The organism is Pararhizobium sp. P1_E7, from assembly GCF_056405855.1.
Window position 1 is genome coordinate 186,606 of the sequence record NZ_JBFUBH010000007.1, and the last position, 23,386, is coordinate 209,991.

Annotated in this window: 32 protein-coding genes and 1 pseudogene; 15 read left to right on the top strand and 18 right to left on the bottom strand. The window is 59.7% G+C overall.

Features of this window, described 5'->3' with window-relative positions; genetic code table 11:
* Positions 1–84: 84 nt before the first annotated feature.
* Complete coding sequence (locus AC1D17_RS10880; RefSeq protein ID WP_477565417.1) at positions 85–1,881, bottom strand: TRAP transporter large permease; 1,797 nt, start codon at positions 1,879–1,881, stop codon at positions 85–87.
* Positions 1,878–2,453 carry a TRAP transporter small permease subunit gene (locus tag AC1D17_RS10885; RefSeq protein ID WP_477565418.1) on the bottom strand — a complete coding sequence of 192 codons (576 nt, stop codon included), beginning with the start codon at positions 2,451–2,453 and terminating at the stop codon, positions 1,878–1,880. Before AC1D17_RS10885 ends, AC1D17_RS10880 begins: the two co-directional genes overlap by 4 nt.
* Before the next feature lie 355 nt (positions 2,454–2,808).
* Here AC1D17_RS10885 and AC1D17_RS10890 point away from each other — a divergent pair, with 355 nt between their 5' ends.
* Together AC1D17_RS10890 and AC1D17_RS10895 are read left to right on the top strand one after the other, a co-directional pair.
* Complete coding sequence (locus AC1D17_RS10890) at positions 2,809–4,419, top strand: glycoside hydrolase family 43 protein (RefSeq protein WP_477565471.1); 1,611 nt, start codon at positions 2,809–2,811, stop codon at positions 4,417–4,419.
* Between the two features lie 140 nt (positions 4,420–4,559).
* Entirely contained in the window at positions 4,560–4,913 is a 354-nt protein-coding gene (locus AC1D17_RS10895; RefSeq protein ID WP_477565419.1) for an RcnB family protein, read from the top strand.
* An 80-nt stretch (positions 4,914–4,993) separates the two neighbouring features.
* On the opposite strand, the gene AC1D17_RS10900 is transcribed toward AC1D17_RS10895, so the two are convergent.
* Both AC1D17_RS10900 and AC1D17_RS10905 read right to left on the bottom strand, forming a co-directional pair.
* Entirely contained in the window at positions 4,994–6,199 is a 1,206-nt protein-coding gene (locus AC1D17_RS10900; RefSeq protein ID WP_477565420.1) for a GTP-binding protein, read from the bottom strand.
* Positions 6,200–6,290: 91 nt separating this feature from the next.
* A complete protein-coding gene (locus tag AC1D17_RS10905; RefSeq protein ID WP_477565421.1) occupies positions 6,291–7,286 on the bottom strand; it encodes a zinc ABC transporter substrate-binding protein in 996 nt (331 codons plus the stop codon).
* Between the two features lie 104 nt (positions 7,287–7,390).
* Between AC1D17_RS10905 and AC1D17_RS10910 the strand changes: the two genes are divergently transcribed.
* From AC1D17_RS10910 to AC1D17_RS10920, 3 genes are read left to right on the top strand one after another with little or no spacing between them, the layout of a single operon-like run.
* Entirely contained in the window at positions 7,391–8,335 is a 945-nt protein-coding gene (locus tag AC1D17_RS10910) for an ATP-binding cassette domain-containing protein (RefSeq protein ID WP_477565422.1), read from the top strand.
* Positions 8,328–9,161 (top strand): zinc ABC transporter permease subunit ZnuB, encoded by an 834-nt coding sequence (znuB, locus tag AC1D17_RS10915; protein ID WP_477565423.1) that lies wholly within the window; start codon positions 8,328–8,330, stop codon positions 9,159–9,161. The genes AC1D17_RS10910 and znuB overlap by 8 nt, the downstream gene beginning before the upstream one ends.
* Positions 9,161–9,562: a Fur family transcriptional regulator gene (locus tag AC1D17_RS10920; RefSeq protein ID WP_477565424.1), complete on the top strand. Its 402-nt coding sequence runs from the start codon at positions 9,161–9,163 to the stop codon at positions 9,560–9,562. The genes znuB and AC1D17_RS10920 overlap by 1 nt, the downstream gene beginning before the upstream one ends.
* A gap of 67 nt (positions 9,563–9,629) precedes the next feature.
* Here AC1D17_RS10920 and AC1D17_RS10925 read toward each other — a convergent pair whose 3' ends face one another.
* From AC1D17_RS10925 to AC1D17_RS10935, 3 genes are all read right to left on the bottom strand, one after another.
* Positions 9,630–10,160, bottom strand: coding sequence for a gamma carbonic anhydrase family protein (locus AC1D17_RS10925; protein WP_477565425.1), 531 nt, complete (start codon positions 10,158–10,160; stop codon positions 9,630–9,632).
* A 16-nt stretch (positions 10,161–10,176) separates the two neighbouring features.
* Positions 10,177–10,860: a fumarylacetoacetate hydrolase family protein gene (locus tag AC1D17_RS10930; RefSeq protein WP_477565426.1), complete on the bottom strand. Its 684-nt coding sequence runs from the start codon at positions 10,858–10,860 to the stop codon at positions 10,177–10,179.
* A gap of 67 nt (positions 10,861–10,927) precedes the next feature.
* Positions 10,928–11,131, bottom strand: coding sequence for a hypothetical protein (locus tag AC1D17_RS10935; RefSeq protein ID WP_477565427.1), 204 nt, complete (start codon positions 11,129–11,131; stop codon positions 10,928–10,930).
* Positions 11,132–11,416: 285 nt separating this feature from the next.
* Between AC1D17_RS10935 and AC1D17_RS10940 the strand changes: the two genes are divergently transcribed.
* Positions 11,417–11,665, top strand: coding sequence for a hypothetical protein (locus AC1D17_RS10940; protein ID WP_477565428.1), 249 nt, complete (start codon positions 11,417–11,419; stop codon positions 11,663–11,665).
* Between the two features lie 251 nt (positions 11,666–11,916).
* Positions 11,917–12,159 (top strand): DUF982 domain-containing protein, encoded by a 243-nt coding sequence (locus AC1D17_RS10945; protein WP_477565429.1) that lies wholly within the window; start codon positions 11,917–11,919, stop codon positions 12,157–12,159.
* Between the two features lie 561 nt (positions 12,160–12,720).
* Here AC1D17_RS10945 and AC1D17_RS10950 read toward each other — a convergent pair.
* Genes AC1D17_RS10950 through AC1D17_RS10995 form a run of 10 tightly spaced genes read right to left on the bottom strand, consistent with a single transcriptional unit; the run spans position 12,721 to position 17,813 of the window.
* Positions 12,721–13,014 (bottom strand): pyocin activator PrtN family protein, encoded by a 294-nt coding sequence (locus AC1D17_RS10950; RefSeq protein WP_477565430.1) that lies wholly within the window; start codon positions 13,012–13,014, stop codon positions 12,721–12,723.
* Between the two features lies 1 nt (position 13,015).
* Entirely contained in the window at positions 13,016–14,011 is a 996-nt protein-coding gene (locus AC1D17_RS10955) for a hypothetical protein (RefSeq protein ID WP_477565431.1), read from the bottom strand.
* The gene (locus AC1D17_RS10960; RefSeq protein WP_477565432.1) at positions 14,008–14,427 is read right to left on the bottom strand and encodes a DUF968 domain-containing protein; all 420 of its coding nucleotides are present in this window, start codon (positions 14,425–14,427) and stop codon (positions 14,008–14,010) included. Before AC1D17_RS10960 ends, AC1D17_RS10955 begins: the two co-directional genes overlap by 4 nt.
* A 52-nt stretch (positions 14,428–14,479) precedes the next feature.
* Positions 14,480–14,893 (bottom strand): recombination protein NinB, encoded by a 414-nt coding sequence (locus tag AC1D17_RS10965; protein WP_477565433.1) that lies wholly within the window; start codon positions 14,891–14,893, stop codon positions 14,480–14,482.
* A gap of 5 nt (positions 14,894–14,898) precedes the next feature.
* Complete coding sequence (locus AC1D17_RS10970) at positions 14,899–15,855, bottom strand: recombinase family protein (protein WP_477565434.1); 957 nt, start codon at positions 15,853–15,855, stop codon at positions 14,899–14,901.
* A gap of 9 nt (positions 15,856–15,864) precedes the next feature.
* On the bottom strand, positions 15,865–16,215 hold the full coding sequence (locus AC1D17_RS10975; RefSeq protein WP_477565435.1) for a primosomal protein N' family DNA-binding protein: 351 nt from the start codon (positions 16,213–16,215) through the stop codon (positions 15,865–15,867).
* Positions 16,212–17,231 (bottom strand): hypothetical protein, encoded by a 1,020-nt coding sequence (locus tag AC1D17_RS10980; RefSeq protein ID WP_477565436.1) that lies wholly within the window; start codon positions 17,229–17,231, stop codon positions 16,212–16,214. The genes AC1D17_RS10975 and AC1D17_RS10980 overlap by 4 nt, the downstream gene beginning before the upstream one ends.
* 18 nt (positions 17,232–17,249) lie before the next feature.
* Entirely contained in the window at positions 17,250–17,390 is a 141-nt protein-coding gene (locus tag AC1D17_RS10985; protein ID WP_477565437.1) for a hypothetical protein, read from the bottom strand.
* Between the two features lie 4 nt (positions 17,391–17,394).
* Positions 17,395–17,586, bottom strand: a complete 192-nt coding sequence (locus tag AC1D17_RS10990; RefSeq protein WP_477565438.1) for a hypothetical protein — start codon at positions 17,584–17,586, stop codon at positions 17,395–17,397.
* A complete protein-coding gene (locus tag AC1D17_RS10995) occupies positions 17,583–17,813 on the bottom strand; it encodes a hypothetical protein (RefSeq protein WP_477565439.1) in 231 nt (76 codons plus the stop codon). The genes AC1D17_RS10990 and AC1D17_RS10995 overlap by 4 nt, the downstream gene beginning before the upstream one ends.
* Positions 17,814–17,980: 167 nt before the next feature.
* On the opposite strand from AC1D17_RS10995, the gene AC1D17_RS11000 reads away from it, so the two are divergent.
* From AC1D17_RS11000 to AC1D17_RS11010, 3 genes are all read left to right on the top strand, one after another.
* The gene (locus AC1D17_RS11000; RefSeq protein WP_477565440.1) at positions 17,981–18,220 is read left to right on the top strand and encodes a hypothetical protein; all 240 of its coding nucleotides are present in this window, start codon (positions 17,981–17,983) and stop codon (positions 18,218–18,220) included.
* Positions 18,210–18,518 (top strand): hypothetical protein, encoded by a 309-nt coding sequence (locus tag AC1D17_RS11005; protein WP_477565441.1) that lies wholly within the window; start codon positions 18,210–18,212, stop codon positions 18,516–18,518. The genes AC1D17_RS11000 and AC1D17_RS11005 overlap by 11 nt, the downstream gene beginning before the upstream one ends.
* Positions 18,519–18,589: 71 nt before the next feature.
* A complete protein-coding gene (locus AC1D17_RS11010; protein WP_477565442.1) occupies positions 18,590–19,099 on the top strand; it encodes a thermonuclease family protein in 510 nt (169 codons plus the stop codon).
* A 64-nt stretch (positions 19,100–19,163) separates the two neighbouring features.
* Here the strand turns inward: AC1D17_RS11010 and AC1D17_RS11015 are convergent, their stop codons facing one another.
* On the bottom strand, positions 19,164–19,865 hold the full coding sequence (locus AC1D17_RS11015) for a LexA family protein (RefSeq protein ID WP_477565443.1): 702 nt from the start codon (positions 19,863–19,865) through the stop codon (positions 19,164–19,166).
* A 92-nt stretch (positions 19,866–19,957) separates the two neighbouring features.
* Between AC1D17_RS11015 and AC1D17_RS11020 the strand changes: the two genes are divergently transcribed.
* The 5 genes and pseudogenes from AC1D17_RS11020 to AC1D17_RS11040 all read left to right on the top strand — a co-directional run bounded on the left by AC1D17_RS11020 (position 19,958) and on the right by AC1D17_RS11040 (position 23,382).
* A complete protein-coding gene (locus AC1D17_RS11020) occupies positions 19,958–20,215 on the top strand; it encodes a hypothetical protein (protein WP_477565444.1) in 258 nt (85 codons plus the stop codon).
* Positions 20,212–20,463, top strand: a pseudogene (locus tag AC1D17_RS11025) (DUF2312 domain-containing protein); the annotation flags it as partial. The gene AC1D17_RS11020 and the pseudogene AC1D17_RS11025, both read left to right, overlap by 4 nt.
* Before the next feature lie 566 nt (positions 20,464–21,029).
* Positions 21,030–21,410, top strand: coding sequence for a hypothetical protein (locus AC1D17_RS11030; protein WP_477565445.1), 381 nt, complete (start codon positions 21,030–21,032; stop codon positions 21,408–21,410).
* 71 nt (positions 21,411–21,481) lie between these two features.
* Entirely contained in the window at positions 21,482–23,200 is a 1,719-nt protein-coding gene (locus AC1D17_RS11035; protein WP_477565446.1) for a DNA cytosine methyltransferase, read from the top strand.
* Positions 23,197–23,382 (top strand): hypothetical protein, encoded by a 186-nt coding sequence (locus AC1D17_RS11040; protein WP_477565447.1) that lies wholly within the window; start codon positions 23,197–23,199, stop codon positions 23,380–23,382. The genes AC1D17_RS11035 and AC1D17_RS11040 overlap by 4 nt, the downstream gene beginning before the upstream one ends.
* Positions 23,383–23,386: the final 4 nt, after the last annotated feature.

Consider the following 23,386-nt stretch of genomic DNA (forward strand, 5'->3'; position numbering starts at 1 on the left):
TTTTTCTTTGTCCGCCTATCAGCGGGAGACCTTCGTGCTAGAGGGCCGGCGAAAAAAGGCCGGTTCGAAAACCGGCCCTTGCTGTCAGTTGAAGGAAGGTGGAGCGCTCAGGTCGTTGGCCGGCTTCTGCTGGCCCGCGCCACCGTTCTGGTCGGCAGGCTTCTGGCTGCTGCCATCGAGCGGATTGCCGCCCGGCAGCTGCAGCCCGCCCGGCAAGCCGAGACCGCCGCCATTGTCGGGCAGGGTAAGCCCGCCGCCACCGGTTCCAAAACCGGGGACTTCGATCTTGATGGTGTTGGGATCGACCACGGCGGCGTCTCCCTTGTAGTGCATGACCATCTGCGGGAATGCGATGGTCAGGCCAACCATCAGGACCTGAATGCCCACGAACGGAACCGCACCCCAGTAGATCTGCCCCGTGGTGACCGGTTGCGTCACCTTTCCGGTCACCTTGTCCAGATACGGCACCTTGGCCGCGACTGAGCGCAGGTAGAAAAGCGCGAAGCCGAATGGCGGATGCATAAAACTCGTCTGCATGTTGATGCCGAGCAGAACGCCGAACCAGATGAGGTCGATACCGAGCTTGTCGGCAGCCGGCGCCAGAAGCGGCACGATGATAAAGGCGAGCTCGAAGAAGTCGAGGAAGAACGCCAGGACGAAGACGAGCAGGTTGACCGTGATCAGGAAGCCGGTTTCGCCACCGGGCGTCGCCGTCAGCAGATGTTCGACCCAGATATGCCCGTTGACCCCATAGAAGGTCAGGGAGAAGACGCGGGCGCCGATCAGGATGAACAGAACGAAGGCGGAGAGACGTGTCGTCGAGGCAAGCGCGTCCCTGATCACGTTCATGTTGAGACGGCCCTTGGCGGCCGCCATGATCAGCGCGCCGACGGCACCCATCGCGCCACCTTCGGTCGGCGTGGCAATGCCGAGGAAGATGGTGCCGAGAACCAGGAAGATCAGTGCCAGCGGCGGGATGAGGACGATGATCACCTGCTGGGCGAGCCGCGACATCGCGTTGATCTTCATGCCCTTGTCGAACAGGGCGACGAAGTAGATGAAGGCTACGCCGACCGTCGCACCTAGGATATCAGCATTCTCGCCATGGGTTGGCGACAGGTAGAGATGGGCGGCATAGGCGATCCCGGCCGCGACGGCGAGCGCGATGAACAACGAGGTCACACCCGATCCCAGTGTGCGGGCCTCCAGCGGCAAAGCCGGCATGGACTCACGCTTCAGGAAGCTCATCAGCAGGATGTAGCACATATAGAGTCCGGTCAGAACCAGACCTGGAATGAGCGCGCCGGCGTACATGTCGCCGACCGAACGGCCGAGCTGGTCGGCAAGGACAATCAGGACGAGCGATGGCGGGATGATCTGTGCGAGCGTGCCGGATGCCGCGATGACGCCGGATGCGACGCTCCGGTCGTAACCGTAGCGCAACATGATCGGCAGCGAGATCAGGCCCATGGCGATGACCGAGGCGGCAACCACGCCGGTGGTCGCAGCCAGCAGCGCACCCACGAAAATGACCGCATAGGCCAGACCGCCGCGGATCGGGCCGAACAGCTGGCCGATCGTGTCGAGCAGATCCTCGGCCATGCCCGATCGTTCGAGCACGATCCCCATGAAGGTAAAGAAGGGAATGGCAAGCAACGTGTCGTTCGACATCACCCCCCAGAAACGTTCCGGCATGGCATTCAGGAGCGGCCAGGAAAGGTTGATGGAACCGCCGGACAAAGGCGCGAGTTCCACGCCGACGATGAAGAACAGCAGACCGTTGGCCGCGAGCGAAAAGGCGACGGGGTAACCCAGCAGGAGAAAGATGATCAATGATACGAACATGATCGGCGCGAGATTGACGGCAATGAACTCCATCATGGGCGCGGCTCCGTTGTGGCGGCGTCATCCAGCGGCGCATGGGTGGGCACATAGGGTGATGGATCGTCCATCCGGCCGTTCATGATGGCAACCTTCTTGATGATTTCCGAGACGCCCTGGAACGCCAGCAAGACGAAGCCGAACAGCAGGATTGCCTTGGCAGGCCAGACGATCAGGCCGCCGGCGCTGGAAGAGCCTTCCTGCGAGCGAACCGACATCAGCACATAGGGAACGAGGTAATAGGTCATCAGCAGGACGAACGGCATCAGGAAGAAGGCGTGACCGAACAGGTCGATCCAGTGTTGCGTCCGCCGCGAAAACTTGCCGTAGACCACGTCGATGCGGATGTGTTCGTTCTGGCTCAGCGTATAGGCGGCCGCCAGCATGAAAGCGGCACCGAACAGGTACCACTGCGCCTCGAGCCAGGCGTTCGACGACACGTTGAATAGTTTTCGGATAATAGCATTGCCGGCACTGACCAGAACGGCCACCAGGATCAGCCATGAGACTGATTTTCCGATGATTTCCGTAATGCGGTCGATGAGCCTGCTGATACCGAGCAGTGCGGTCATTGTGTGTTCCTCCCCCGCCAAGCTGACTTTCATTTTTTTGCCAAGCACAGCCACAGTGCCGATTTCAAGTCCCGATTCAAGTCCGCTCCCGGATTTTCCGGCTCAGTTGGGCAACGTCATACCAAAGTCGCATATAGACGGTTTCGGCTTTGCCTAAAGCTTAGGCAGGAGCTGTGGGAAACCCGCGCTGCGATGGCTTCGAGGCGGGAGGCCGACCGCGCGGAGGCGAAACGGCTGAGTCGGGGGGAAGGCGAAAAAATGTCGCTCTGAAGGCGCGACAGGGGCTTGAAACCGCGCCGGGTTTAAGGCCGTATGGCGTTCCGAGAATCTATGAGGTACGTTCGTCATGGTCGCGATGATCCGCAATCCCATCCTGCCGGGTTTCAACCCGGACCCGTCGATCTGCCGCGTCGGCGAGGACTATTACATCGCCACGTCCACCTTCGAATGGTATCCGGGCGTGCAGATCCACCACTCCCGCGATCTGGTGAACTGGACGCTGGTGCGCCGGCCGCTGGGGCGCGCGAGCCAGCTCGATATGCGGGGCAATCCGGACAGTTGCGGCGTCTGGGCGCCGTGCCTTTCCCACGCGGACGGGCTGTTTTGGCTGGTCTATACCGACGTCAAGCGCTTCGACGGCAACTTCAAGGACGCCCATAACTACATCGTCACGTCGCCAACGATCGAGGGCGCATGGTCGGAGCCGGTCTATGTCAACTCCTCGGGCTTCGACCCGTCGCTGTTTCATGACGATGACGGCCGCAAATGGTTCGTCAACATGCAGTGGAACCATCGCACCGAGAGCTTTGGCGGCGCGCCGAAATCGCCGGCCTTCGACGGTATTCTCATGCAGGAATGGGATCCGGCCGAAAAAAAGCTGACAGGCCCGATCCGTAACATCTTTGCAGGCAGCGCGCAGGGGCTGGTGGAGGGGCCGCATCTCTTCAAACGCAACGGCTGGTATTATCTGACGACTGCCGAGGGTGGCACCGGTTACGATCATGTGGTGACCATGGCGCGCGCCAAACATATCGAAGGCCCCTACGAGATGCATCCGCAGACGCATCTGATCACCTCCAAGGATCATCCCGATGCCGTGCTGCAAAGGGCAGGGCACGGCCAGTATGTCGAGACGCCCGATGGTCAGGCCTACCATACCCACCTGACCGGCCGGCCGCTTTCGCCGCAAAGGCGCTGCACGCTCGGGCGCGAGACGGCGCTGCAGAAATGTGTCTGGGGCGACGATGGCTGGCTTTATCTCGCGCAGGGCGGCGTTGTGCCGGATGTCGATGTCCCGGCACCAGGCGACGCCGCCGTCATCGGGAAGCCGGCGCGCGTGGAAACCGGGTTCGACAGTCCACACTTGCCGATGGATTTCCAGTGGCTGCGCACGCCCGTTCCAGAGCGGATTTTCTCGCTGACGGAAAGGCCGGGCCATCTGCGTCTGTTCGGCCGCGAGAGCATTGGCAGCTGGTTCGAGCAGGCGCTGGTGGCAAGGCGGCAGGAGCACCATTCGTTTCGCGCGGAAACCGTCGTCGAATTCGAGCCGGACACCTACCAGCAGGCGGCGGGGTTGACGCATTATTACAATCGCCACAAATTCCACGCGCTGGCCGTCACGTTGCACGAACAACTCGGCCGGGTGGTGACGATCTTTTCCTGTGACGGCGACTTCCCCCATAGCCGCATGACATTTCCTGTCGAAAGCGGCGTTGCGGTGCCGTTCGGCCGGGTGCATCTGGCCATGGAAATCCGCGATAACGATCTGCAGTTTTTCTGGCACCCCGATGGCGACGGCTCCTGGCGGAAACTCGGGCCCTTGCTCGATGCGGGCGTCGTGTCCGATGAGGGCGGGCGCGGGGAACACGGCTCCTTTACCGGCGCCTTTGCCGGCGTCTTCGCCTTCGATACGTCGGGCCGGGGACAGACCGCAGATTTCGACCGGTTTTCTTACGAGGCCCTGTAATCGCCGGTTGCAAGTTTGTTAGCTGTATCAGCAAATCATTATAAATAGCTGATATCATTACAATTTTGTAATTTATAGTTTCAGTTTCCATTCATCTTTGCAGCCGTAGTTTCGGGGTGTTAAAACGAAAGGACACCCCGATGAAACGTTTGCTGATTGCGCTGGTCGCAAGCTCTTTCCTGACAGTGCCGATGGTCTTCGCGCAGCCGGTCAAGGCCTTCGAGGTTGCTCAGATGAAGGAGCGTCATGTCGAGAAACGCGTCTACGCGCACGGCAACAGGAAGGTCGTCGAAAAACATGTCGTCGTAAAGAAGCGCTGGGCACGGGGCCACCGCCTGTCGCCGTCCGAACGCCGCCGCATTGCTGCGGTCAACGACTACCGCCGCTACAAGCTGCGCGCACCACCGCGTGGCCAGCAATGGGTGCGGGTTGATAACGACTTCCTGCTGATCAGCGTCGCAACCGGCGTGATCGTCAATATGGCGACGCGCTGATCGAGTGAAGGTACGATATTGCGAAAGGCGGCTCCGGGCCGCCTTTCGTGTGAGATGGTGCGAAGGCGCTTACAGACTTTCTAGCTTGCGCTGGCCGACCACTCCGCAAAAGGGTCCGGCAAGGCCTTCCAGCGGTCCGGGGTGAACGCCTTGGCATCGACCAGGCATTCGTCCAGTTCCGCCTCCAGCGCTGCCTTGTCCATGGGATCGGCGCCGATGAAGACGATTTCCTGGCGCCGGTCGCCCCAGACGGGATCGAGATAGGGTTTCATCATGGCGATGAATCCCGGGTCATCCGGCCATTGGCTTTTGGGAACCGCCGACCACCAGAGCCCCATCTTCGATGTGCGCACCATCGGTCCGGCCTGGCTGAGTTCGCCGGCGTGATGCGGGCGCGTCGCCAGCCAGAAGAAGCCCTTGGCCCGCACGACGCCCGGCCATGGCCGATGGACGAAATTGTGAAAGCGGGCGGGATCGAACGGCCTTTTGGCCCGGTAGACGAAGGATCGGATACCGTATTCCTCGGTTTCCGGCACATGATCCTTGAAACCATGCAGTTCCTTGTACCAGAGCGGATGCTGTTCGGCCTTGAGCATGTCGAACAGGCCGGTGCCGAGAACGTCGCGCAGCGCCACCTTGCCGAACTCCGTCTCGATCAGCCGCGCATCGGCATTCAACCCGGCGATGATTTTTCGCGCGGCATCCCGTTGCTCCGGCGTTGCACTGCCCGTCTTGTTGAGAATGACGACATTGGCGAATTCGATCTGCTCGACCAAGAGATCGACGAGTGTACGGTTGTCATTTTCGCCAGCGGTATCGCCGCGATCGGCGAGGAAGTCGGCGGAAGAATAGTCAGCCAGAAGGCTGACAGCATCGACGACGGTCACCATCGTGTCGAGCCGTGCGACGTCCGCGAGGCTGCTGCCGTCCTCGCCGCGGAATTCGAAGGTGGTGGCGACGGGCAGGGGCTCGGCTATCCCGGTCGATTCGATCAACAGATAGTCGAACCGGTCCTGTTTAGCGAGCTTGCGCACTTCGCTCAGAAGATCGTCGCGCAGTGTGCAGCAGATGCAGCCATTGGTCATCTCGACCAGTTGCTCCTCTGTCCGCGACAGGTTGGCGCCACCATCGCGCACGAGTGCGGCGTCGATGTTCACCTCGCTCATGTCGTTGACGATGACGGCGACCCGCAGTCCGTTGCGATTGTTGAGAATATGGTTGAGCACCGTGGTCTTTCCGGCTCCGAGAAAGCCGGAGAGCACGGTGACCGGAAGTTTGCCGGACATGGCTTTATCCTTAATGTTATACTATTACAGTCGTTGCCCTGAAAAAAGCGGACTTGCGGCCCGCCTTTTTCAGTCGCTCGGGAGGAATGCGTCAGCTGCCTGAGGAAAGGCAGGTCTTCAGCGAGGTACCGATACCGTCCATCAGTTGGAAATAGAGATCGGGACCGGCTTCAAGCGTGGCTGCCTCCGGATCCAGTGTCCCGGATTTGGCCGGCGTGCCTTCCAGCACGACATTGACGAGCTTGGGCTCGAACTGCGGTTCGGCAAAGACGCAGGTTGCGCCCAGTTCGACGATCTTCTGATGAATCTGTTCCAGCCGTGCAGCACCGGGCAGGGTCTCGGGGCTGACGGTGATCGATCCCGCCACCTTCACATGATAGCGGTGCTCGAAATACTGGTAGGCGTCGTGAAAGACGATGAAGGGCTTGTCCTTGATCGGCGCAACGGTCTCGGCAAGCTTTTTGTCGAGTGTATCGAGCCGTGTGTTCAGCGCCTCGAGATTGGTCTTATAGGTTGCCGCATTGTCCGGATCGGCGGCTGCAAGCGTCTTTTCGATCTCGGCGGCCATCGCCCTGGCATTGGCCGGGTCGAGCCAGAGATGCATGTCGAACTCACCCTCATCGTGGTGATGCCCGGCTTCTTCTTGGGTGTGACCGTCGGCGCTCTCGGCGCTTGCTTCATGCTCGTCGCCGTCGTCATGCGGCTCGAAGGCACCGCCTTCGCGGAATTTCAGCTTCTCAAGTCCCGGCGCGTCGTCCAGTTCGACGATCTTTGCATTGCCGCCGAGCGATTCCAGCGGCTTTTCGAGAAAGGCTTCCAGCCCGTGGCCGACCCAGAAGACGATATTGGCCTTTTCCAGCGCCAGAGCGTTGGAGGGCTTCATGCTGTAGGTGTGCGGGGAGGCGGCACCCTCGACGATCAATGCGGGTTCGCCGGCGCCCTGCATGATCGAGGCGACCAGGGAGTGGATCGGCTTGATCGAGACGACGACATTGGGAACCTCGGCATGGGCGGCGCCCGCTGGCAGAAGCATGGTGGGGGGAAAAAGCAGCGCAGACGTCAAAAGGAGGGATTTTTTCAGGCTCATGCGGAAACTCCTATCTTGTAAATCAATGTAATGTTATTACATCAATTGCGTTATGCTATAACGTGTGGCATAGCGGCTGGCAACACCCCATCCGGATTTTCTTGATGCTCCGCAAAACCGATCAGGCACCGCTCGTCTCGCTCAACAATGCCGGCATCCGCCGCAACGGCCGCTGGCTGGTGCGCGGTGTCGAGTTCTCGATCAGCCGCGGCGAGATCGTCACGTTGATCGGACCGAACGGCTCCGGCAAGTCGACGACCGCAAAAGCCGCGATCGGCGTTCTGAAGCCGGATGAAGGCTGGGTCGAGAAAATACCGGGGTTGAAGGTCGGCTATGTGCCGCAGAAACTGGCGATCGACTGGACGCTGCCTTTGACGGTCGAGCGCCTGATGACGCTGACCGGACCGCTCAGGGGACGCGAGGTCGAGGAGGCATTGCATTCGACCGGCATTGCTCATCTCGCCCGCGCCGAGGTGCAACACCTGTCGGGCGGCGAGTTCCAGCGCGCCTTGCTTGCGCGCGCCATTGCCCGCAAGCCGGATCTGCTGGTGCTTGACGAGCCGGTGCAGGGCGTCGATTTCTCCGGCGAGATCGCGCTGTACGACCTGATCAAATCCATCCGCAACAAGACCGGCTGCGGCATCCTGCTGATCTCTCACGACCTGCATGTGGTGATGGCCGAGACCGATACGGTGATCTGCCTGAACGGTCATGTCTGCTGCCGCGGCACGCCGCAGGTGGTCAGCCAGAGCCCGGAATATCTCAAGCTGTTCGGCAGCCGCGCCGCCAAGACGCTCGCCGTCTATAGTCACGATCACGATCATACCCATTTGCCGGATGGCCGCGTGTTGCATACCGATGGCAGCATTACCGAACATTGCCATCCCGATGACGGTCACCATCATGGCGATCATGCGCATGGCGACCACGATCATGGCGCCCATGACCACGATCACGGCGCCCGTGAGCATGTGCACGGGCCCGATTGCGGCTGTGGCTACAAAAGCCGCCTGCAGGGCTTCGACACCAAGGAGAGCGACCGTGTTTGACGACTTCTTCACCCGCGCCCTCGTCGCCGGCATCGGCCTTGCGATCACGGTCGGCCCGCTCGGTTGTTTCGTCATCTGGCGGCGCATGGCCTATTTCGGCGATACCATGGCGCATTCCGCGCTTCTCGGCGTGGCGCTGTCGCTGCTCTTCGATCTCAACCTGATGCTCAGCGTCTTCATCGTTGCCGCCGCCGTGTCGCTGCTTCTGCTCTTGCTGCAGAAGCGCGGCGCGCTGTCGACCGATGCGCTGCTCGGCATTCTCTCGCATTCGGCGCTGTCGATCGGCCTCGTCATGGTCGCCTTCATGACCTGGGTGCGGATCGATCTCGTTGGCTTCCTGTTCGGCGATATTCTCGCTGTCTCGCAGGCCGATATCGACCTGGTCTGGGGCGGCGGCATCCTCGTGCTGGCTGCGATCGTCTATCTGTGGCGGCCGCTGCTTGCCTCCACCGTCAATCCGGAGCTGGCGGAGGCCGAAGGCCTGCAGCCGGAACGGGCGCGGCTCTACTTCATGCTGCTGATGGCGCTGGTGATTGCCATCGCCATGAAGATCGTCGGCATTCTCTTGATTACCTCGCTGTTGATCATCCCGGCAGCCACCGCCCGGCGCTTGGCTACATCGCCCGAGATCATGGCGGTGCTTGCCTCGGTTATCGGCGTGCTTGCTGTGACAGGCGGGCTGTTCGGGTCCCTGCATTTCGATACGCCATCCGGGCCGTCGATCGTCGTTGCGGCGATGGCGCTTTTCGTGCTCAGTCTCCTGCCGTTCGGGCGCAACAGGAACGCCGAGACGGCGATACATTCGACGCATGGAGGACATCACTGATGGCGGCACAGCAGCTCACCAAGAACCAGTCGCTGGTCCTCGACGCGCTCAATCACGCCGACGGGCCGCTCAGCGCCTATACCATCCTCGACAAGCTACGCGATCATGGTTTTCGGGCACCCTTGCAGGTCTACCGGGCGCTCGACAAGCTCCTGGAATTCGGCCTGATCCACCGGCTCGAAAGCATGAATTCCTTCGTCGCCTGCGCTCATCCGGATCATCATCACCATGATCATGGTGTGACCGCCTTTGCCATCTGCGAGGATTGCGGCCACGTGACGGAGATGCACGATGAGGCCATGGAGGAGCGTCTGTCGGTCCTGGCCGGCAAGCAGCATTTCAAGACCGAGAAGACCACCATCGAAATCCGTGGCCACTGCCAGAACTGCACCGCCGAATAGGCTGGCCGGTTCCATAGCTGCACATACCGAGGCGCCCCAGCTGCATATGGTACAGCTTCGGCGCCGCCTATTCGATGATTGCAAGGCTGGTCGCGAACAGCTGCCATTTCTTGACGTAGCCGTCCGCCGATTTCCTCAAGCCGGCGACGGCCGCTTCATCCAGCAGCCGGATGGCCTTTGCCGGTGCGCCGACGATCAGCGAGTTGTCGGGAAAGACCTTGCCCTCCGTCACCAGCGCATTGGCGCCTATGAGGCAATTGTTGCCGATGACAGCGCCGTTCAGCACTGTCGCCCCCATGCCAACAAGCGAATTGTCGCCGATCGTGCAGCCATGCACAATGGCGCGGTGGCCGATGGTGCAGCCTGCTCCAATTGTCACTGGAAGGCCGGGATCGACATGAATGACCGCCCCTTCCTGGATATTGGTTCGGGCGCCGATGCGGATTGGCTCGTTGTCGCCGCGCAGCACCGCGCCGAACCATATGCCGACATCCTCGCCCAATTCAACCTTTCCGATGACATGCGCATCCGGGGCTACCCAATAACGGCCTTCCGATGGCACAGCCGGCCGCGCAGGGCCAAGGGCATAAAGCGGCATGATCGGTCCTTTCTTCTCAGACGACCGTGACGGTCAGCGCTGCAACACCGTCGATGCCGCAGGATACCACGTCGCCGCGCGAAACCGGGCCAACTCCCGAAGGCGTCCCGGTCATGATGACGTCGCCGGCGGCCAGCGTGAACAGTTTCGACAGTTCGGCAATGATCTCGGGCACTTTCCAGATCATCTGGTTGAGATCACCTTGCTGTTTGGTCTCACCGTTGACCTTCAGCCAGATATTGCCGTTTACCGGATGACCGATAGCCTGTGCCGGAACGATCTGCGACACGGGTGCGGAATGTTCGAAAGCTTTTGCCGCCGCCCACGGTTTACCGGAAGCCTTCGCCTGTGCCTGCAGGTCGCGGCGGGTGAAGTCGATGCCGACGGCGTAGCCGTAGATGCAGTCGGGCGCGTCCGCAGCGCTAATGGCATCGCCACCCTGTTTCAGCGCGATAACCAGTTCGACCTCGTGATGCACGTCGGTTGAAAGCTGCGGGTAGGGGAACTCCGCACCTTGCGCAAGATTGTCCGGATTTTTCTGGAAGAAGAAGGGCGGTTCCCGGACGGGATCATGGCCCATCTCGATGGCATGGGCAGCATAGTTGCGCCCGACACAATAGACGCGGCGGACGGGAAAGGTCTGCTCGGAATTCGTGACCGCTAGAAGGACCGGCGCGGGAAGGGGGATTACAGTTGTCATCGATATCCAGACATTCGATTGCGAATACCGGACGATAGCACCCCTTTTGGGGGCGGGGAAAGCGGCTTCAGCTGCAGACGTAGGCCTCAAGCTGGTCGCGGGTCAGGAACCGGCTGCCAGCGCGGGAATTGCGTTCCGGATGTGTATATTCCAGGCTCGGGACGTCGGGAAGTTCGAGTGCCTGACGGACGGTCATGATACCGACATCGCGGCGGTCACTGCCGCGCTTGAGGCTGACTTCGACGATACGATACAGATTTTCCTCTATCATGTGTTCTCTCCCGTCTCTTAATTTTTTTGATTCTGGGTTGTAGTAGCTACTCCGAAGTTGGTTTTTATGAGGCACCTCATCTATTAGCATGACACAGGTGAACAAATCGCAACAGTAATTTTTTAGCAGGCGCTTGGATTTGTGCCGGAATGAGACGCCGGGTTATCCGAGATCGTCGGGCGCAGTTTGCGCCTCTTCGGCCGGCATAGGCGGCCATCGTCAGCGTCCATCTGGAACAATCCTGCGGCTCGGGTGTTTTTCCATCGAACAGAAAAGGAGCCCGAGATGGCGAATATCAAGAACTTGCGAACCGGCTTTACCGGCGAACTGGACGACACGGGCGCAGTGGCGGCCAGAACCAAACAGGCGGCAGCATACGTCAAGAGTGAGGCAGGAGCCCTGGCGCGCAACGCGCAGGATCATCCCTCCGCCACCAGCACCGCCTTGCTGATCTTCGGCGCGGCGGCCTTCGTTGCAGGCTATCTGGTCGGCAGTGCATCCGCCCCGCAGCCTACACGAAGAAGTTACTGGTGATGTTTGCGGTGCGTCAGGTTTTAATTGATTTTTGTGCATTGCAGCATTAAAGTCATCCTTATCGCAGTGATTCACCTCCTCCCGGAAAGCTGCGATCGATCAGCGGCCACCTCCTCCCGGCCGGGGGTCATTTTCAGAAGCCTGCCGCACCTCCTCCCGCGGCAGGCTTTTTTCGTTTTGCGCACTGCCCATGCCGAACCAAATCGGCTATTCTGCGTTATGGTCTGGCAAGACATTCGGAGGAGACGCTCATGCCACATACCAAATGGTCCAATCCAGTCGAGGTGGGTTTCGCCCACAATGGGTCTCAAGTGGTACAGGGACCGTTCGACGCTCTTATCTGCCTGATGGACACCTGGCCGGATCTTCGCGGCCCGCGCTATGTTGCAGCCAGAAGCCTCTGCCGCGCAGCCCTTGACGGCCGCAGGTCGCCGGAAGAGGCAAGGGAGGTCTTTATTGCGGCAGCGCAAGAGGCCAAGCTTCAGACGCATTGACGCGCCCAGCAGATGTAAGATGAAACCAGCTGCGCATCCGGCGCGGTGATGGTTGCTATATATTGCAGCTCGCTCTACGGTATTTGCGCCTCGTCGCCATTCGGTGGGCGTTGTCGATTTGTTTTTGGACTTCCAGGCTCGCATGCAGTGCCGTGCGCTGTTCATGATGCGTCCCCTCTCTCTGCCCAAGGCCGCCGCAGCAGACATCTCGCCATCCTTTTCCTGAAAGCTCCGTACACCACCCTTCAAAAGTTCCATCTCGCTTTCAGAACCGCTCCGCTGTATAAGGCCGCGATTGGTTAGGCCGTTTAAGCCGCGGGATACACGTCTCCGCTTGCGCGCCTGTTTCTCCACCACAGTGTACCGCCTGCGTGGCGGGCGGGGATGAAAGTATTTTTTTTAATGGATTACACAGCGATTTCGGCATCGGGCAGGACCGCGTCGGGCTATTTCGAAGCGCCGGTCTTCGCCGTGGCGCCGATGATCGACTGGACTGAAAGTTAAATTTTATAAAGCAAATTCAATAGTGGTTGTTCGTTTGTAGCAAAATTGTAGCAATCGCTATCGGTGCAACTGTTGAAATTCTTTCAGTGCGGCGGTTCTGCGCGTGTCGATGTAATCGGCTAGATCCTGCAGGTAAACGCCCTTCTGGCATTTTTGCGAAGTCTCTGCGCGCACGACGGGCAGGGGTATTTCGCCCAAGCCGACCTTGCGCAAGAATTTGTCCGGCGTCAGGTGGCTGAAATAGTCACGGCAGACATCTTCCACCGGGATCACCGCTCTTCCTCCATACTGAGCGAACAGGAGGAATGGGGTTGAGAACGCGGCAGACGCGGTTGTTTCAGGATTTCTCATATTATCTCTCCTCGCGTCCCACTTGCTGTCCACCGTTCTGTCTAGTCGGGGAAGCGGGGCATTCGCAGCTGAGATAGCCACCTTGCCCGCGCTCTTCGTTACCGCAAACCGGGCAAGGCTCGACATGATCTGCAGGAGGCTGTACGGCCGCAGCGATCATGTCGCGGATGGCCTCATCGACCGGCATAAAGTCGCTGTATTTAACGAGCGCACGCTTCGCGGCCTCTACCTGGGCGTCGGTCACCCGCATTTTCTGTGCGGGGGATGGGCTCGGGGCGTGCCATCTTCTTGCGAGATGCAGCTTCTGTGTTAGCCTCTGCGCATGTCTGAAGAAGAGTTCTGCAAGCGGTTTGAAGATCGGGTGCGCCTTTGGTATCGCGCGGGGCGCAAAGTCTTTGGCATGCAACCTGAAGAGTATTCGAGATCGGTGGCCAAGGTTTGGTGGCGCGAATCGAAGGGCGACGCTTTGTCCCCAGAGCGCTGTGCCGACGAAGACTCTTACTACTGGTGAAGCAGCCGTCACTTCCGGTGACGGGGTTCGCGCCGGACGGCGGAGGCGCACGAAATCTGTATCAATCCTTCCTATGAAGGCATAAAATGACACGTCGCCGGCCATTCTACGGGCAACCGACGTTTGGAAGATAATCGTGCTTTCGCCCCAACGGGAGGGAAAGCCATGTCCCCCTTTGATGAACCAATTCGCGAGCCCTCGATCTCCATGATGAGGCAGATTCTTGACAACGAATGCGCTCGCCGATCGATTAAGCGCGATGGCATCGAGGGAGAGGAACTCGCCCGTGTCATCATGTATGCGTTTCTTTCCGGAATGATCGATGAAAGTGAGCTCGTTGTGCTGGCCAGCAATCTGAAAGGCTGAGCGCGATCGTTGACTTGGATGAACGTGCGCGACGCGGCATGAGGGCTTCAGCTGCGAATGATCTTGGGGTGATGGGGTATCGGTCATCGCCACCATGCCGGCCTGTTCAATTCCAGTCATACTTCATCCCTCGATTTCGGAAGGCGGCCGGTCGCGGCAAGCCCAGACATGATCCGGGCGGCGCATAGCTCGGCAGCGTTATCGCTCTGGTCGCAGTAGATGCCCCAAAGCGCGTTCGCGAGTTCGTGCGGGTTGATGCCGCGGGCATCCCACCAGGCGCGCTCGTTGGCGCCGTGCTGATCGCGATGGGCGTCGGGATGAAGGGGCAGGGCGAAGCGGTCAGGTGCCTTGGTCTGCTTCCCTCGGCCATAGTGGCCATGCCACGGGCTGGCGAATGAGACGTGAGCCGCTTCGACACCATACCGGCCGGTTACTGCGCAAGGCAGTTCATGGATGAAGGCGAGATAGCCTGCTTCCTTCTTGGCGCGCTTGGTCGGAACGGGGTCGCGCTGGATATAGGCAATACGCGAAGCCATCACGCACCCCCAATCTGGTCAATGTACTGGATTGCCATGAGGACGAGCTGGTTCATGACGCTCTCCGCACATCTGCGCGGTCAGTCGGCTCTTTGAATTCAACGCCGTTTTCGGCACCCCAGGCGAACATGAACTCGATCAGATCCGTCATCTCGCGAACCGACAGGTCCGACGATGAATGGCCAAGCGGAATGAACGTCCTTTGGTCTAGCGACGGGAGAAATTGAACCTCGTGCCCATAGGCGGCCATGAAGATAACTTTCCACTGGTCAGGGGTGTGATCCCGGCCCATCTTTTTCATGTGCGCCGCGACATCGGTCAGCATTGCCCAAAACCGGTCGTTCTGGGGAAGCGTTCTTTTCGTCTCCTTGAACTCGATACGGCTGCCGAGCGGAACGCCTTGCGCCCAGCGGGCGGCGCGGTCGCGGTCGGTCTGGTTCTGGATGATGATGAGGTGGCGGCTCATGGCGATCAACCCGCGCTGATGGCTGAAAGAGCTGAGAGGCGGCGGTCACGGATCGCATAGGCCGCATCGATCATATCTGCGTGGCCCTCGGTTTCGAGAACGGCCGGAGCGTCGAAGTCGGTCCAGATTTCCTCGACGTCGGCTTCATCCTTGGCGCCTGCAAGCGAAGTTTCGATCTCATTGAGGAAATCCCCGAGATTAAACTCGGGTTCGGCGGTGTGATCGGGTTCGGCCTCAATGACCTTCGAGGAGGGCGGCGCAGGCGGGGCAGGAGGCTTCGGCGGCTGAGGTTTCGTCACCACCGCCGCTGCTGGCGTCACGTCGCGCAATTCTTCCATGTCGGCGATCTCGCGAACCTCGAACTCGTCGCGGATGCCGCCCAAGACGTCGCCGAACAGTTCGCGGAGGCAATAGCCTGCCGCGCGCCACGCCAGCATGCGCTGCGGAAAGCGGTACCAGGGGCTATCGTTCGGCTTCTCCTCGTTCTTCTTGTCCCACTTGTTCCATTTCATGACGAGGGCCTTGGTCTGCCACAGACCGGCGCGCTCGGCGTCGGCCTGGGAGAACTCGACACGCTTGTCTTCGCCAGTGTCGAGGCGCTTTGCTTCGCAGAAGCCGACCATCTTGCCGTCGCGCTCTTCGCATCCGGTTCGGAGATAGGCGACCTTGCCGGACATGCGGACGACATTGATCAGGCCATCGCCATAGAGCGCTGGCTTGCCGTTGATGACCGTGAAACTCCGAAGGCTGACCATGGGCTTAAGACCAAGCTCGGCGCCGGACATGATAGCCACAGCGACGGCAGCCGCAGCGTCATCGCCTGCAAGCCTCCCAATCAGCGCCGCCGGGGCGAGGCCGGACGCACACACGGCGCGCGAAATGCGCATGGTTTCCTCGAAGGTCTGCGGCACGATGGCGAGGACATTGCCGCCGCCGCTGAGGGCTGGAACGTGAGCGTTCATCGTTATCTCCTATCGGTCTACGTCGTCGAAGATTGAACGGTTGCCCTTGTCGTCGAGCATCGTCCGGTCTTCCGAGAACATGCGTTGTCCGTTGGGGTGGATGGCCTTTCGTTCCTCGTCGGTGCGCAGGTCTTCCACCAAGCGGAGGATTTTCTTCTGCGCCATCTCGGAGGCAGGCTTGATCGTCATAACCTCGACGGTGGTTTCGCCGCGCGCGGTTTCGACGACGACTTTGTCGCCGACTTTGACGGTCAGGCCTTCCGGGATGAAATAGTCATAGGTTTTTTCATCCTTCTGCCATTTGAACTTGATGGCGGCGACGGCGAGCGAAGCCGTGGTATTGAGCAATTCGGTCATCATGCGGCCCTCTGTTCGGAACGGATCGCCATACCGGCCAGCTCGACGCCGGACTTGGCGGCGCGGTTGGCAAGGGTCTCGACGACTTCGCGGATTTCCTGCCGGTCCTTCAGCGCCATCAGGAGCGCATCGAAATCGGTGATCTCGGCAAAGGTGAAGGTGCGAAGCGAAACCTTGGCGCCGGTGCGGCCTGCGGAGGCGTTGCGTGCCTGCGCTTCGCGGTTGGCTTGCGCAGCCTGTTCTTCCAGCCGTTCCGCCTCGGCGATCCGGTTGTTATGCTCGGCGATGGAAACGAGATCGCTGGTGGGCTTAGCCGCAGCTTTCTCGGCTTCAGCTCGGGCGGCGTCGGCTACCCGCTGGATGCGATCGGCTTCGGCGCGAGCTGCGGCCTGGCGGTCACGTTCCTTGCGGGCTTCCTCCTGCAGGAAGGCGTCCAGATGCCGCTTGAGCTTCTTGCTGAGCGCGTCCGGCTCTTCCTTGAGGTCACGCCATTTGTTGTCGACGTTGCGGCCTGCATCGAGGTGCGGCTGCTTTTCGACCTTGTGCAGATCGGTCGCCTTCTTGGCGATGGTCGCCAACCGCTTCGACCAGATCGCGGACTTGTCGGCTTCGGCCTGCGTTTTGATAGGCGTCGTCATAAACGCCTCGGCCTGTTCCTTTTCGGCCGCGTACTCAACCTGGAGGGCTTCGAACGGATCGGTCGGCAGATTGTGGCCGATGGCAGGGGCAGGCGGCTCGTCATCCCAGCCAGCACCATCGATTGCCTTCTGATAGGCCTCGTAGCTGATCGGGTGCGTCCGGCAGAAATTCCATGCATCGCCCGGTTCAACCATGCGCTCGCCGCGCATCGCCTTCCACTCTCCACCCTCGAACCAGAGAGCAACCGGCTCCCACGGGCCGTCCTTGAAACGGGTCCGGTAGTAGCCCTGTTCGGGCTGACCTTCGTGCATCGGGCCGATACGACCCACACAGGCTTCCTGCCACCAATGCCAGATGTTCACTGCTGCGACTGCGTTCATTGCGATGGTCCTTTCGGGTTAAAGCTGAACTGCGACGGCCAAGCCGAGCGCAAAGAAGATCGTGGCGGCGATGGCCAGCCAGTTGTTCGGATCGCGCGGGCTGATTGCCGACGGCGTGAGCGGGATGAAGGTGCGGATGATTGGGTCGGGGCGGGTCATCGCCTTACTCCGCCGCCATCTGGAACTGGCGCGGACGCTCAGCCTGAGAAATGAAAGAGCCGCGACCGAAACCTGCTTCCCGAAGGATCGACAGAGCGGCATCAACTGCTTGCTGGTGAGCGCGATCCTCGGCGCTGTTCACTGCACCGCCGAGAGCTTCGATCTTGTCGTAAAGGGTGTGGAGAGCCGCGCTCATGCCGCCACCTGCAGGTCATGACGTTCAGTCTGTGCTGAGATCAGCATCTGGATGAGTTCGGTGTGCTTCCCGAGCGTCCAGCCAGCGGGCTTCACCCGAGCTGCGACGATCTTCCGGCACTTGTCCTGATGGAAGCGGATGTTCTCGGAGAGGTAGATCGACGCCGCGCCGGAGCTGCGAGTGTTCGCCTCGTCGATGATCTTCTGCGCTGATGCTTGGATGTCCATTGCTCAACTCCGGTGAAGCGGTTTGTTGAGGTAGCTATGCGATAATCGCACAGATAAAGTCAAGCGTTAATATGCGATAATCGCACAAACCAAAAAGGCAATGGCGCGGAAGATTCGATTCGACTCTCCGGCGGCGTTCTGCTTTCATAGAACAAAAGGAGAACAAAATGGGCTATGCAGTTCTGAAATCAGCCGCGCCGTTCACGCTCCACATTCGGTGCGAGAACTGCCTGAGAGATAGTTTCAAGGTGGTCGAGATGCCCGTCGGGGACGACGTGCCACGCGATGCAGACGAACTGATCGAGAGTGTATTTCTGGAAAAAATCCCGTTCCGCTGCCGACCCTGCGATAGCGTCATTGGCCGTCTAGTCGGGATCAGCGGAGGAGGAGACGCCTATGGATACTGAGAGAGACGTAATCCAATACATCATCGTCGCGCCGTTCGAGCAGCGGGATAAGGTCATCGTGGCCAAAGAGCGACTTGAACACTATCTGGGCGGCCGGTTTCCCGGCAACTCGTTCACGGTCGCGCGGTTCGCTCCAATCGGAGATAATGAGGAGTTTTGCGTGCTGCCGATCATGAATTTCGTCGGCGATGACGGTAACTCCTACATGTGCAAGGAACCGAAGCGATGGTTTATGCAGGAGATTGCGCAGGCATGCCGAGAGTTCGACCTGAAGGGGCTGCGCCACGTTGCTGCATGACTGCTCGCCTGGCCAGCTTTCAGTATTTTGAAAGCATAAGATGATAGAGCTTCCAGACGTAGGAGCACTAGATGGGTGATATCATTCATTTCAAAACGCGGAAGCGTGGCGTGTCAGGGCTTGCGTTCGCGGCGATCGTAGCGGCCGCATCTGTGGTTGTGTTTGGAGCGGTTGTTTCTTCCAGGATCGTTGGGCCATCTGCTCTTCAGGCCATTTCATCACTGGCACAAAACGCAGCGTCATTCTCGATCTGCAGCGGCCCTGTTCGAGTGACCTGCGTTGTCGATGGCGACACCTTTTGGCTGAATAGCTCGAAGATCCGGATAGCCGATATCGACACACCCGAGATCAGCGAGCCGAAATGCGCTTCGGAGAAAGCTCTGGGCGAGCGCGCGAAACTGCGGCTGCGCGAGTTGCTAAATGCTGGAAAGTTTGAACTGGCCGCGTGGCAAGGCCGGGATGAGGATCAATATGGCCGCAAGCTGCGGGTCGTCATGCGTGACGGGCGCTCACTCGGCGATCAACTGGTCTCTGAAGGTTTGGCACGAACGTGGAGCGGCCGGCGGGAGCCGTGGTGCTGACAAAGAGGCTCTACTTCGCTTGCCGCTCTTATCAGCTCCGCGATGAAGTCCGTGGTGGTGCTCATCAGAACCCCGGCATTTCATTCATCACGCGTCGAACAAGCGCAATAATTTCCACCGACACCCCATCATCAGCCTCGCTGTCGTGATGCACGATAATCGGCTTGTGCTTCGGATTGGATGATCGGGGGTGAAACTCCGCCCGATCGTTATAAAGCTCGATCTGCTTCACCGACCATTCGCGGAAATGCCCACTATCGCGGGTCCGCTGCACCACGACCACCATAAGGTCGCGCAGCTGCACCTCATGGGCCACGTCTTCGTAAGCTAAGCAAACCAGCCGGTCGCCGGCGAGTATCGGGCGAGGGCGCAGCTCGTTCAGTGAATCCCCGGCGACGTCAAAGAGGAGTTGCCTGGCGTTCGGAAATTTCTCGTCGCGCGGTAGCAGGATCTCGACCGCTTCGGATTGGTCGAACTCATCGACCTCACGGAAAGTGCCAGCTTCAACGACGCCGGCAACTCGACCGGCCACCAGTCCGGAGTTGTTCAGCGTCAGTTCTGGTGCCGGTCCATCACCGCCTGGCGGGTTCGTTCCAAAGTAATCCGCAGCACCGGCCACCTCATGCGACTTAAGCTGCCGCTTCCCATTCACGACCTTGTTGATGGCAGACGGGTGCAGCCCAAGCGCGTTCGCAAGGCCTGTCTGAGACATTCCAGGCTTCGCCAGGTTTTCCAAAACCCATTTTTTATAAGGATCTTCAAGCATATGGCATTTTCGCATAACGAAAATGTACGGTCTCGTGCGATTTCGGCACAAAATGCTTGACGTTGCCTGTGCGATTATCGCATAATAAGCGCATGGAAACGAGCGCACCCACCGAAACACTTGAGCCCGCCGCCACGATTATCGATCGGTTTGGTGGTCCCGATGTTGTCCAAGAAATCACCGGCGCCAGTCGGACGCGAGTGTATCGGTGGACCCAGCCAAAAGCCAAGGGCGGAACTGATGGGATCATCCCGTTCCCGCAGGCTGTGAAACTCATTTCCCACGCCAAAAAACACGGCCTTGCCATCAATGCCGATAGCTTTCTGCCAGCCACGGAGCCAGCACAATGAGTGACGCACACGGCGTAGCCCGCGACCAACTGCGCTCTTTCATAGAGCGGATCGAACGTCTCGAAGAGGAGAAGAAGACCATCGCCGACGACATCAAGGATGTTTACGGCGAGGCCAAGGGTATGGGCTTCGATGCCAAAATCCTGAAAGAGGTCATCAAGATCAGGAAGATGGATCGCGATGAGCGCATGGAGCGCGAAGCTATCCTCGACACCTATCTCGCTGCTCTCGGCATGATCGAGCAGCCAGACTTTTCCGAGCCCTATGACCGGGCCACCGGCGAACTGAGCCCGAAGCTCGCCCACACTATCGTCACCGGCATGCAGACCGGAACCGGTCGCGCCGCTCTGGTCGCCGCGGTCGATATCATGATCGATCGCGAAGAAAGAAACACCCCATCCGGCGCCGCCCCCGCGTCGGCTGCTGCTGTCATCTCCTCCTCCAATGACACAGCAACCGGGGAGGCTGGTAGGCACAGTCTCCCCGAGAATTCGCCGGAAACGGCAAAGGAATCCCCGCGTAAGGCGGCGGAGGCGGTAGGCGAGAGCCCCGCGATGGTCGGAAGTGAAAACCCGGCTGAGGATGCGAGAGAGGGGCAACCTTCGGTGACCGCATCTACCGGCGCCGAAAGCGCAGCGGACGAACGGCATGTTGAAGCCACGGTGGAACAGCGTTCGTCCGCACCTGAATTCACAACAAAGCCGCATCGCTTCCGCCCCAACTGCTTGCATCGCGAAAACTGCGCGTCCGGGACGGTTGATCACTGCCATGGCTGCAAGATCGCAATGCGCGAACGGGAAAGGGAAGAGGCGTGATGTCCTTGAAGTTCACACCCTCCGACCGCCGGCCGATCAGAAAGATCGACACTACGGCTCTCGTCGCTGAGTTCGAGGCAAAGGGCGGCACGGTTCGCCGGTTCGAAGCTGGGGAAACCGCGTCCTACGACAGCGTGAAAATCTATCTGCTTGAGCAAGGCTATCAGCTTTCGATGGTTCGCAACATGAACTGCGTCAAGCGGGTCGGCGCCAAGGGCAGGGGCAAAGCCATGCACTGGTCGAAGATCATCGCGCTCGTCGACGAGCTGCGCGCAGCTGAAGGCATCTGTTTCGCACGTTCTTTGCTGCGGTCCTCAAGGTCGTTGGCTTTCAAGATCGCCCCTGAGCTTCGCGACGATCTGGCTCCCCCAGGCGGCTGACCAGCCCAGCCGCCCGACTGCCGCGCAAATGCGGATTTTCTTTTCAGCAATAGACCGACAAGGACTTTTGAATGGCGCGGAAATTTCTTGTTGCAGACCTACTGTGTGGCGCCGGCGGTTCCTCCACCGGTGCCCAGCGCGCGATGAACGAACTCGGGCTAGATATGGAGCTGGTCTGCGTCAACCATTGGCCGGTCGCGATCGACACTCACCAACGCAACCATCGAGAGGCCCGGCACTACGTCCAGGACATTGCGACGGTGCGTCCGCATCTCCTGGTGCCGGAGGGCTACCTTGATCTCCTGATGGCTTCGCCGACCTGCACCTATCACTCGGTGGCCAGAGGCGGAAAGCCTACCAGTGACCAGCAGCGCAGCGATCCATGGCACATCATCACCTGGTTGACCGAGCTTCGCGTCAAACGGCTGATCATCGAGAACGTCTGGGAGTTCATCGGCTGGGGTCCGGTCAATCCGAAGACGGGCAAGCCCATCGCTTCCAGGAAGGGCGAATACTTCCACGCATGGATTGAGACGATTAAGCGCCTCGGCTTCGATCCTGAATGGCGGAAGCTCAATGCTGCCGACTACGGCGATGCGACCACGCGCCAGCGCTTTATCCTCATGGCGCGATCCGACGGCCGGCGGGTGCATTGGCCCATGCCGACGCATAAGAAGCGCGACGATACCAATGTTGATCTATTCGCGACTTCCCAGCCATGGCGGCCGGCGCGAGAAATCATTGACTGGAAGATCAAGGGCCGATCGATCTTCAACCGCAAAAAGGCATTGGCGCCGAAAACACTGGCCCGCATCTATGCAGGCGCCCAGAAGTTCGGATGGCCAGAACCATATCTCGTCATCCTGCGAAACCACATGTCGGCCCAGGGCATGGATCAGCCACTCCCAACGATTGCGGCGGGCGGAATGCACATAGGCATTGCGGAACCTGTGCCTGCTAGCATGCCCGCGCGCAATTTAGCGCATGCGGCCAAGCTGATCGCTGACGACATCAATGCAAGATTCGCTGCTGAACCTGTCATCGTCAATATGAAGAAAGCGACGTCCACGGGTAGCCCGTCCGTACCGTTGGCGACCCAGACTTCGGCTGCAAGTCATATCGCTATCGCCGAACCAATCATCATGAATGGACGGAAGGGCAACAAGGCCGAAGGCGTTCTTGAAGGGCTGATTCCGACACTCGACACGAAAGGCGGCGTCTGGCTTGCCGAACCGACGGTGATTGAACCCTTCGTGCTTTCACAGGCATCCGGCGGATCGCCGCGAGGTGTGAGCGAGCCAATCCCCACACAGACCACAGGCGGCAATGGCGCTGCCCATGCATTGATCTCTCCCTACTACGGCTCGGGATCTGGGGAGACCTGCAATTCGGTTGATGAAGCTCTGCCGACGATAACGACCTTGGCCCGCTTTGGAATGGTAGTGCCTGTCACAAACTCCAACGGCGGTGCCCTGGCCCGCGACATCGATGTCGATCCCATAGCCACGATGACGACCGCCAAAGGTGGCGAGTTCGCCATGGTCGAGACGGCACCCGAATACGACATTCTCTTCCGCATGCTTGAGCCGCATGAATTGGCGGCTGCCATGGGTTTCAATACCGACGACGAAACCTATGAGTTTGCAGGAACCAAGACGCAGAAGATCAAGCAGATCGGCAATGCGGTATCGGTCAGAAAGATGAAAGCTTGTGTCGGCGCCCTGATGGCTGACGCAGCTCCGAAGTCGAAGGTCTTAGCGCCGCTTGATTATTTGGAGGCTGCCGAGTGACAGACGCCGAACACCTCCGCGAAGAGATATCCGAACTCGACGCCCAAATATTCCGCCTTAAGGGCTCCATGAACAAGGCTGACAACGCCGTTAAGCTGAAGAAGCTTGAGGTTATCACCCGTCTTCGTGACCGGTGCAATCGGTCTCTGGCCACGCTGACAAGGCGGGGAGAGGCTGCGTGATCAG

Coding starts and splice junctions, on each gene's coding strand:
- AC1D17_RS10995 (WP_477565439.1), bottom strand. CDS start 17,813: ATGGACATCCAAGCATCAGCGCAGAAGATCATCGACGAGGCGAACACT.
- AC1D17_RS10990 (WP_477565438.1), bottom strand. CDS start 17,586: ATGAGCGCGGCTCTCCACACCCTTTACGACAAGATCGAAGCTCTCGGC.
- AC1D17_RS10925 (WP_477565425.1), bottom strand. CDS start 10,160: ATGCCGCTTTATGCCCTTGGCCCTGCGCGGCCGGCTGTGCCATCGGAA.
- AC1D17_RS10935 (WP_477565427.1), bottom strand. CDS start 11,131: ATGATAGAGGAAAATCTGTATCGTATCGTCGAAGTCAGCCTCAAGCGC.
- AC1D17_RS10955 (WP_477565431.1), bottom strand. CDS start 14,011: ATGACTGGAATTGAACAGGCCGGCATGGTGGCGATGACCGATACCCCA.
- AC1D17_RS10985 (WP_477565437.1), bottom strand. CDS start 17,390: ATGACCCGCCCCGACCCAATCATCCGCACCTTCATCCCGCTCACGCCG.
- AC1D17_RS10910 (WP_477565422.1), top strand. CDS start 7,391: ATGCTCCGCAAAACCGATCAGGCACCGCTCGTCTCGCTCAACAATGCC.
- AC1D17_RS10960 (WP_477565432.1), bottom strand. CDS start 14,427: ATGGCTTCGCGTATTGCCTATATCCAGCGCGACCCCGTTCCGACCAAG.
- AC1D17_RS10905 (WP_477565421.1), bottom strand. CDS start 7,286: ATGAGCCTGAAAAAATCCCTCCTTTTGACGTCTGCGCTGCTTTTTCCC.
- AC1D17_RS10980 (WP_477565436.1), bottom strand. CDS start 17,231: ATGAACGCAGTCGCAGCAGTGAACATCTGGCATTGGTGGCAGGAAGCC.
- AC1D17_RS10940 (WP_477565428.1), top strand. CDS start 11,417: ATGGCGAATATCAAGAACTTGCGAACCGGCTTTACCGGCGAACTGGAC.
- AC1D17_RS10885 (WP_477565418.1), bottom strand. CDS start 2,453: ATGACCGCACTGCTCGGTATCAGCAGGCTCATCGACCGCATTACGGAA.
- AC1D17_RS11020 (WP_477565444.1), top strand. CDS start 19,958: ATGGAAACGAGCGCACCCACCGAAACACTTGAGCCCGCCGCCACGATT.
- AC1D17_RS10895 (WP_477565419.1), top strand. CDS start 4,560: ATGAAACGTTTGCTGATTGCGCTGGTCGCAAGCTCTTTCCTGACAGTG.
- AC1D17_RS11005 (WP_477565441.1), top strand. CDS start 18,210: ATGGATACTGAGAGAGACGTAATCCAATACATCATCGTCGCGCCGTTC.
- AC1D17_RS10970 (WP_477565434.1), bottom strand. CDS start 15,855: ATGAACGCTCACGTTCCAGCCCTCAGCGGCGGCGGCAATGTCCTCGCC.
- AC1D17_RS10900 (WP_477565420.1), bottom strand. CDS start 6,199: ATGTCCGGCAAACTTCCGGTCACCGTGCTCTCCGGCTTTCTCGGAGCC.
- AC1D17_RS10950 (WP_477565430.1), bottom strand. CDS start 13,014: ATGAGAAATCCTGAAACAACCGCGTCTGCCGCGTTCTCAACCCCATTC.
- AC1D17_RS11030 (WP_477565445.1), top strand. CDS start 21,030: ATGTCCTTGAAGTTCACACCCTCCGACCGCCGGCCGATCAGAAAGATC.
- AC1D17_RS11000 (WP_477565440.1), top strand. CDS start 17,981: ATGGGCTATGCAGTTCTGAAATCAGCCGCGCCGTTCACGCTCCACATT.
- AC1D17_RS10965 (WP_477565433.1), bottom strand. CDS start 14,893: ATGAGCCGCCACCTCATCATCATCCAGAACCAGACCGACCGCGACCGC.
- AC1D17_RS10930 (WP_477565426.1), bottom strand. CDS start 10,860: ATGACAACTGTAATCCCCCTTCCCGCGCCGGTCCTTCTAGCGGTCACG.
- AC1D17_RS11010 (WP_477565442.1), top strand. CDS start 18,590: ATGGGTGATATCATTCATTTCAAAACGCGGAAGCGTGGCGTGTCAGGG.
- AC1D17_RS10945 (WP_477565429.1), top strand. CDS start 11,917: ATGCCACATACCAAATGGTCCAATCCAGTCGAGGTGGGTTTCGCCCAC.
- AC1D17_RS10975 (WP_477565435.1), bottom strand. CDS start 16,215: ATGATGACCGAATTGCTCAATACCACGGCTTCGCTCGCCGTCGCCGCC.
- AC1D17_RS11035 (WP_477565446.1), top strand. CDS start 21,482: ATGGCGCGGAAATTTCTTGTTGCAGACCTACTGTGTGGCGCCGGCGGT.
- AC1D17_RS11015 (WP_477565443.1), bottom strand. CDS start 19,865: ATGCTTGAAGATCCTTATAAAAAATGGGTTTTGGAAAACCTGGCGAAG.
- AC1D17_RS10920 (WP_477565424.1), top strand. CDS start 9,161: ATGGCGGCACAGCAGCTCACCAAGAACCAGTCGCTGGTCCTCGACGCG.
- AC1D17_RS10890 (WP_477565471.1), top strand. CDS start 2,809: ATGATCCGCAATCCCATCCTGCCGGGTTTCAACCCGGACCCGTCGATC.
- AC1D17_RS10880 (WP_477565417.1), bottom strand. CDS start 1,881: ATGATGGAGTTCATTGCCGTCAATCTCGCGCCGATCATGTTCGTATCA.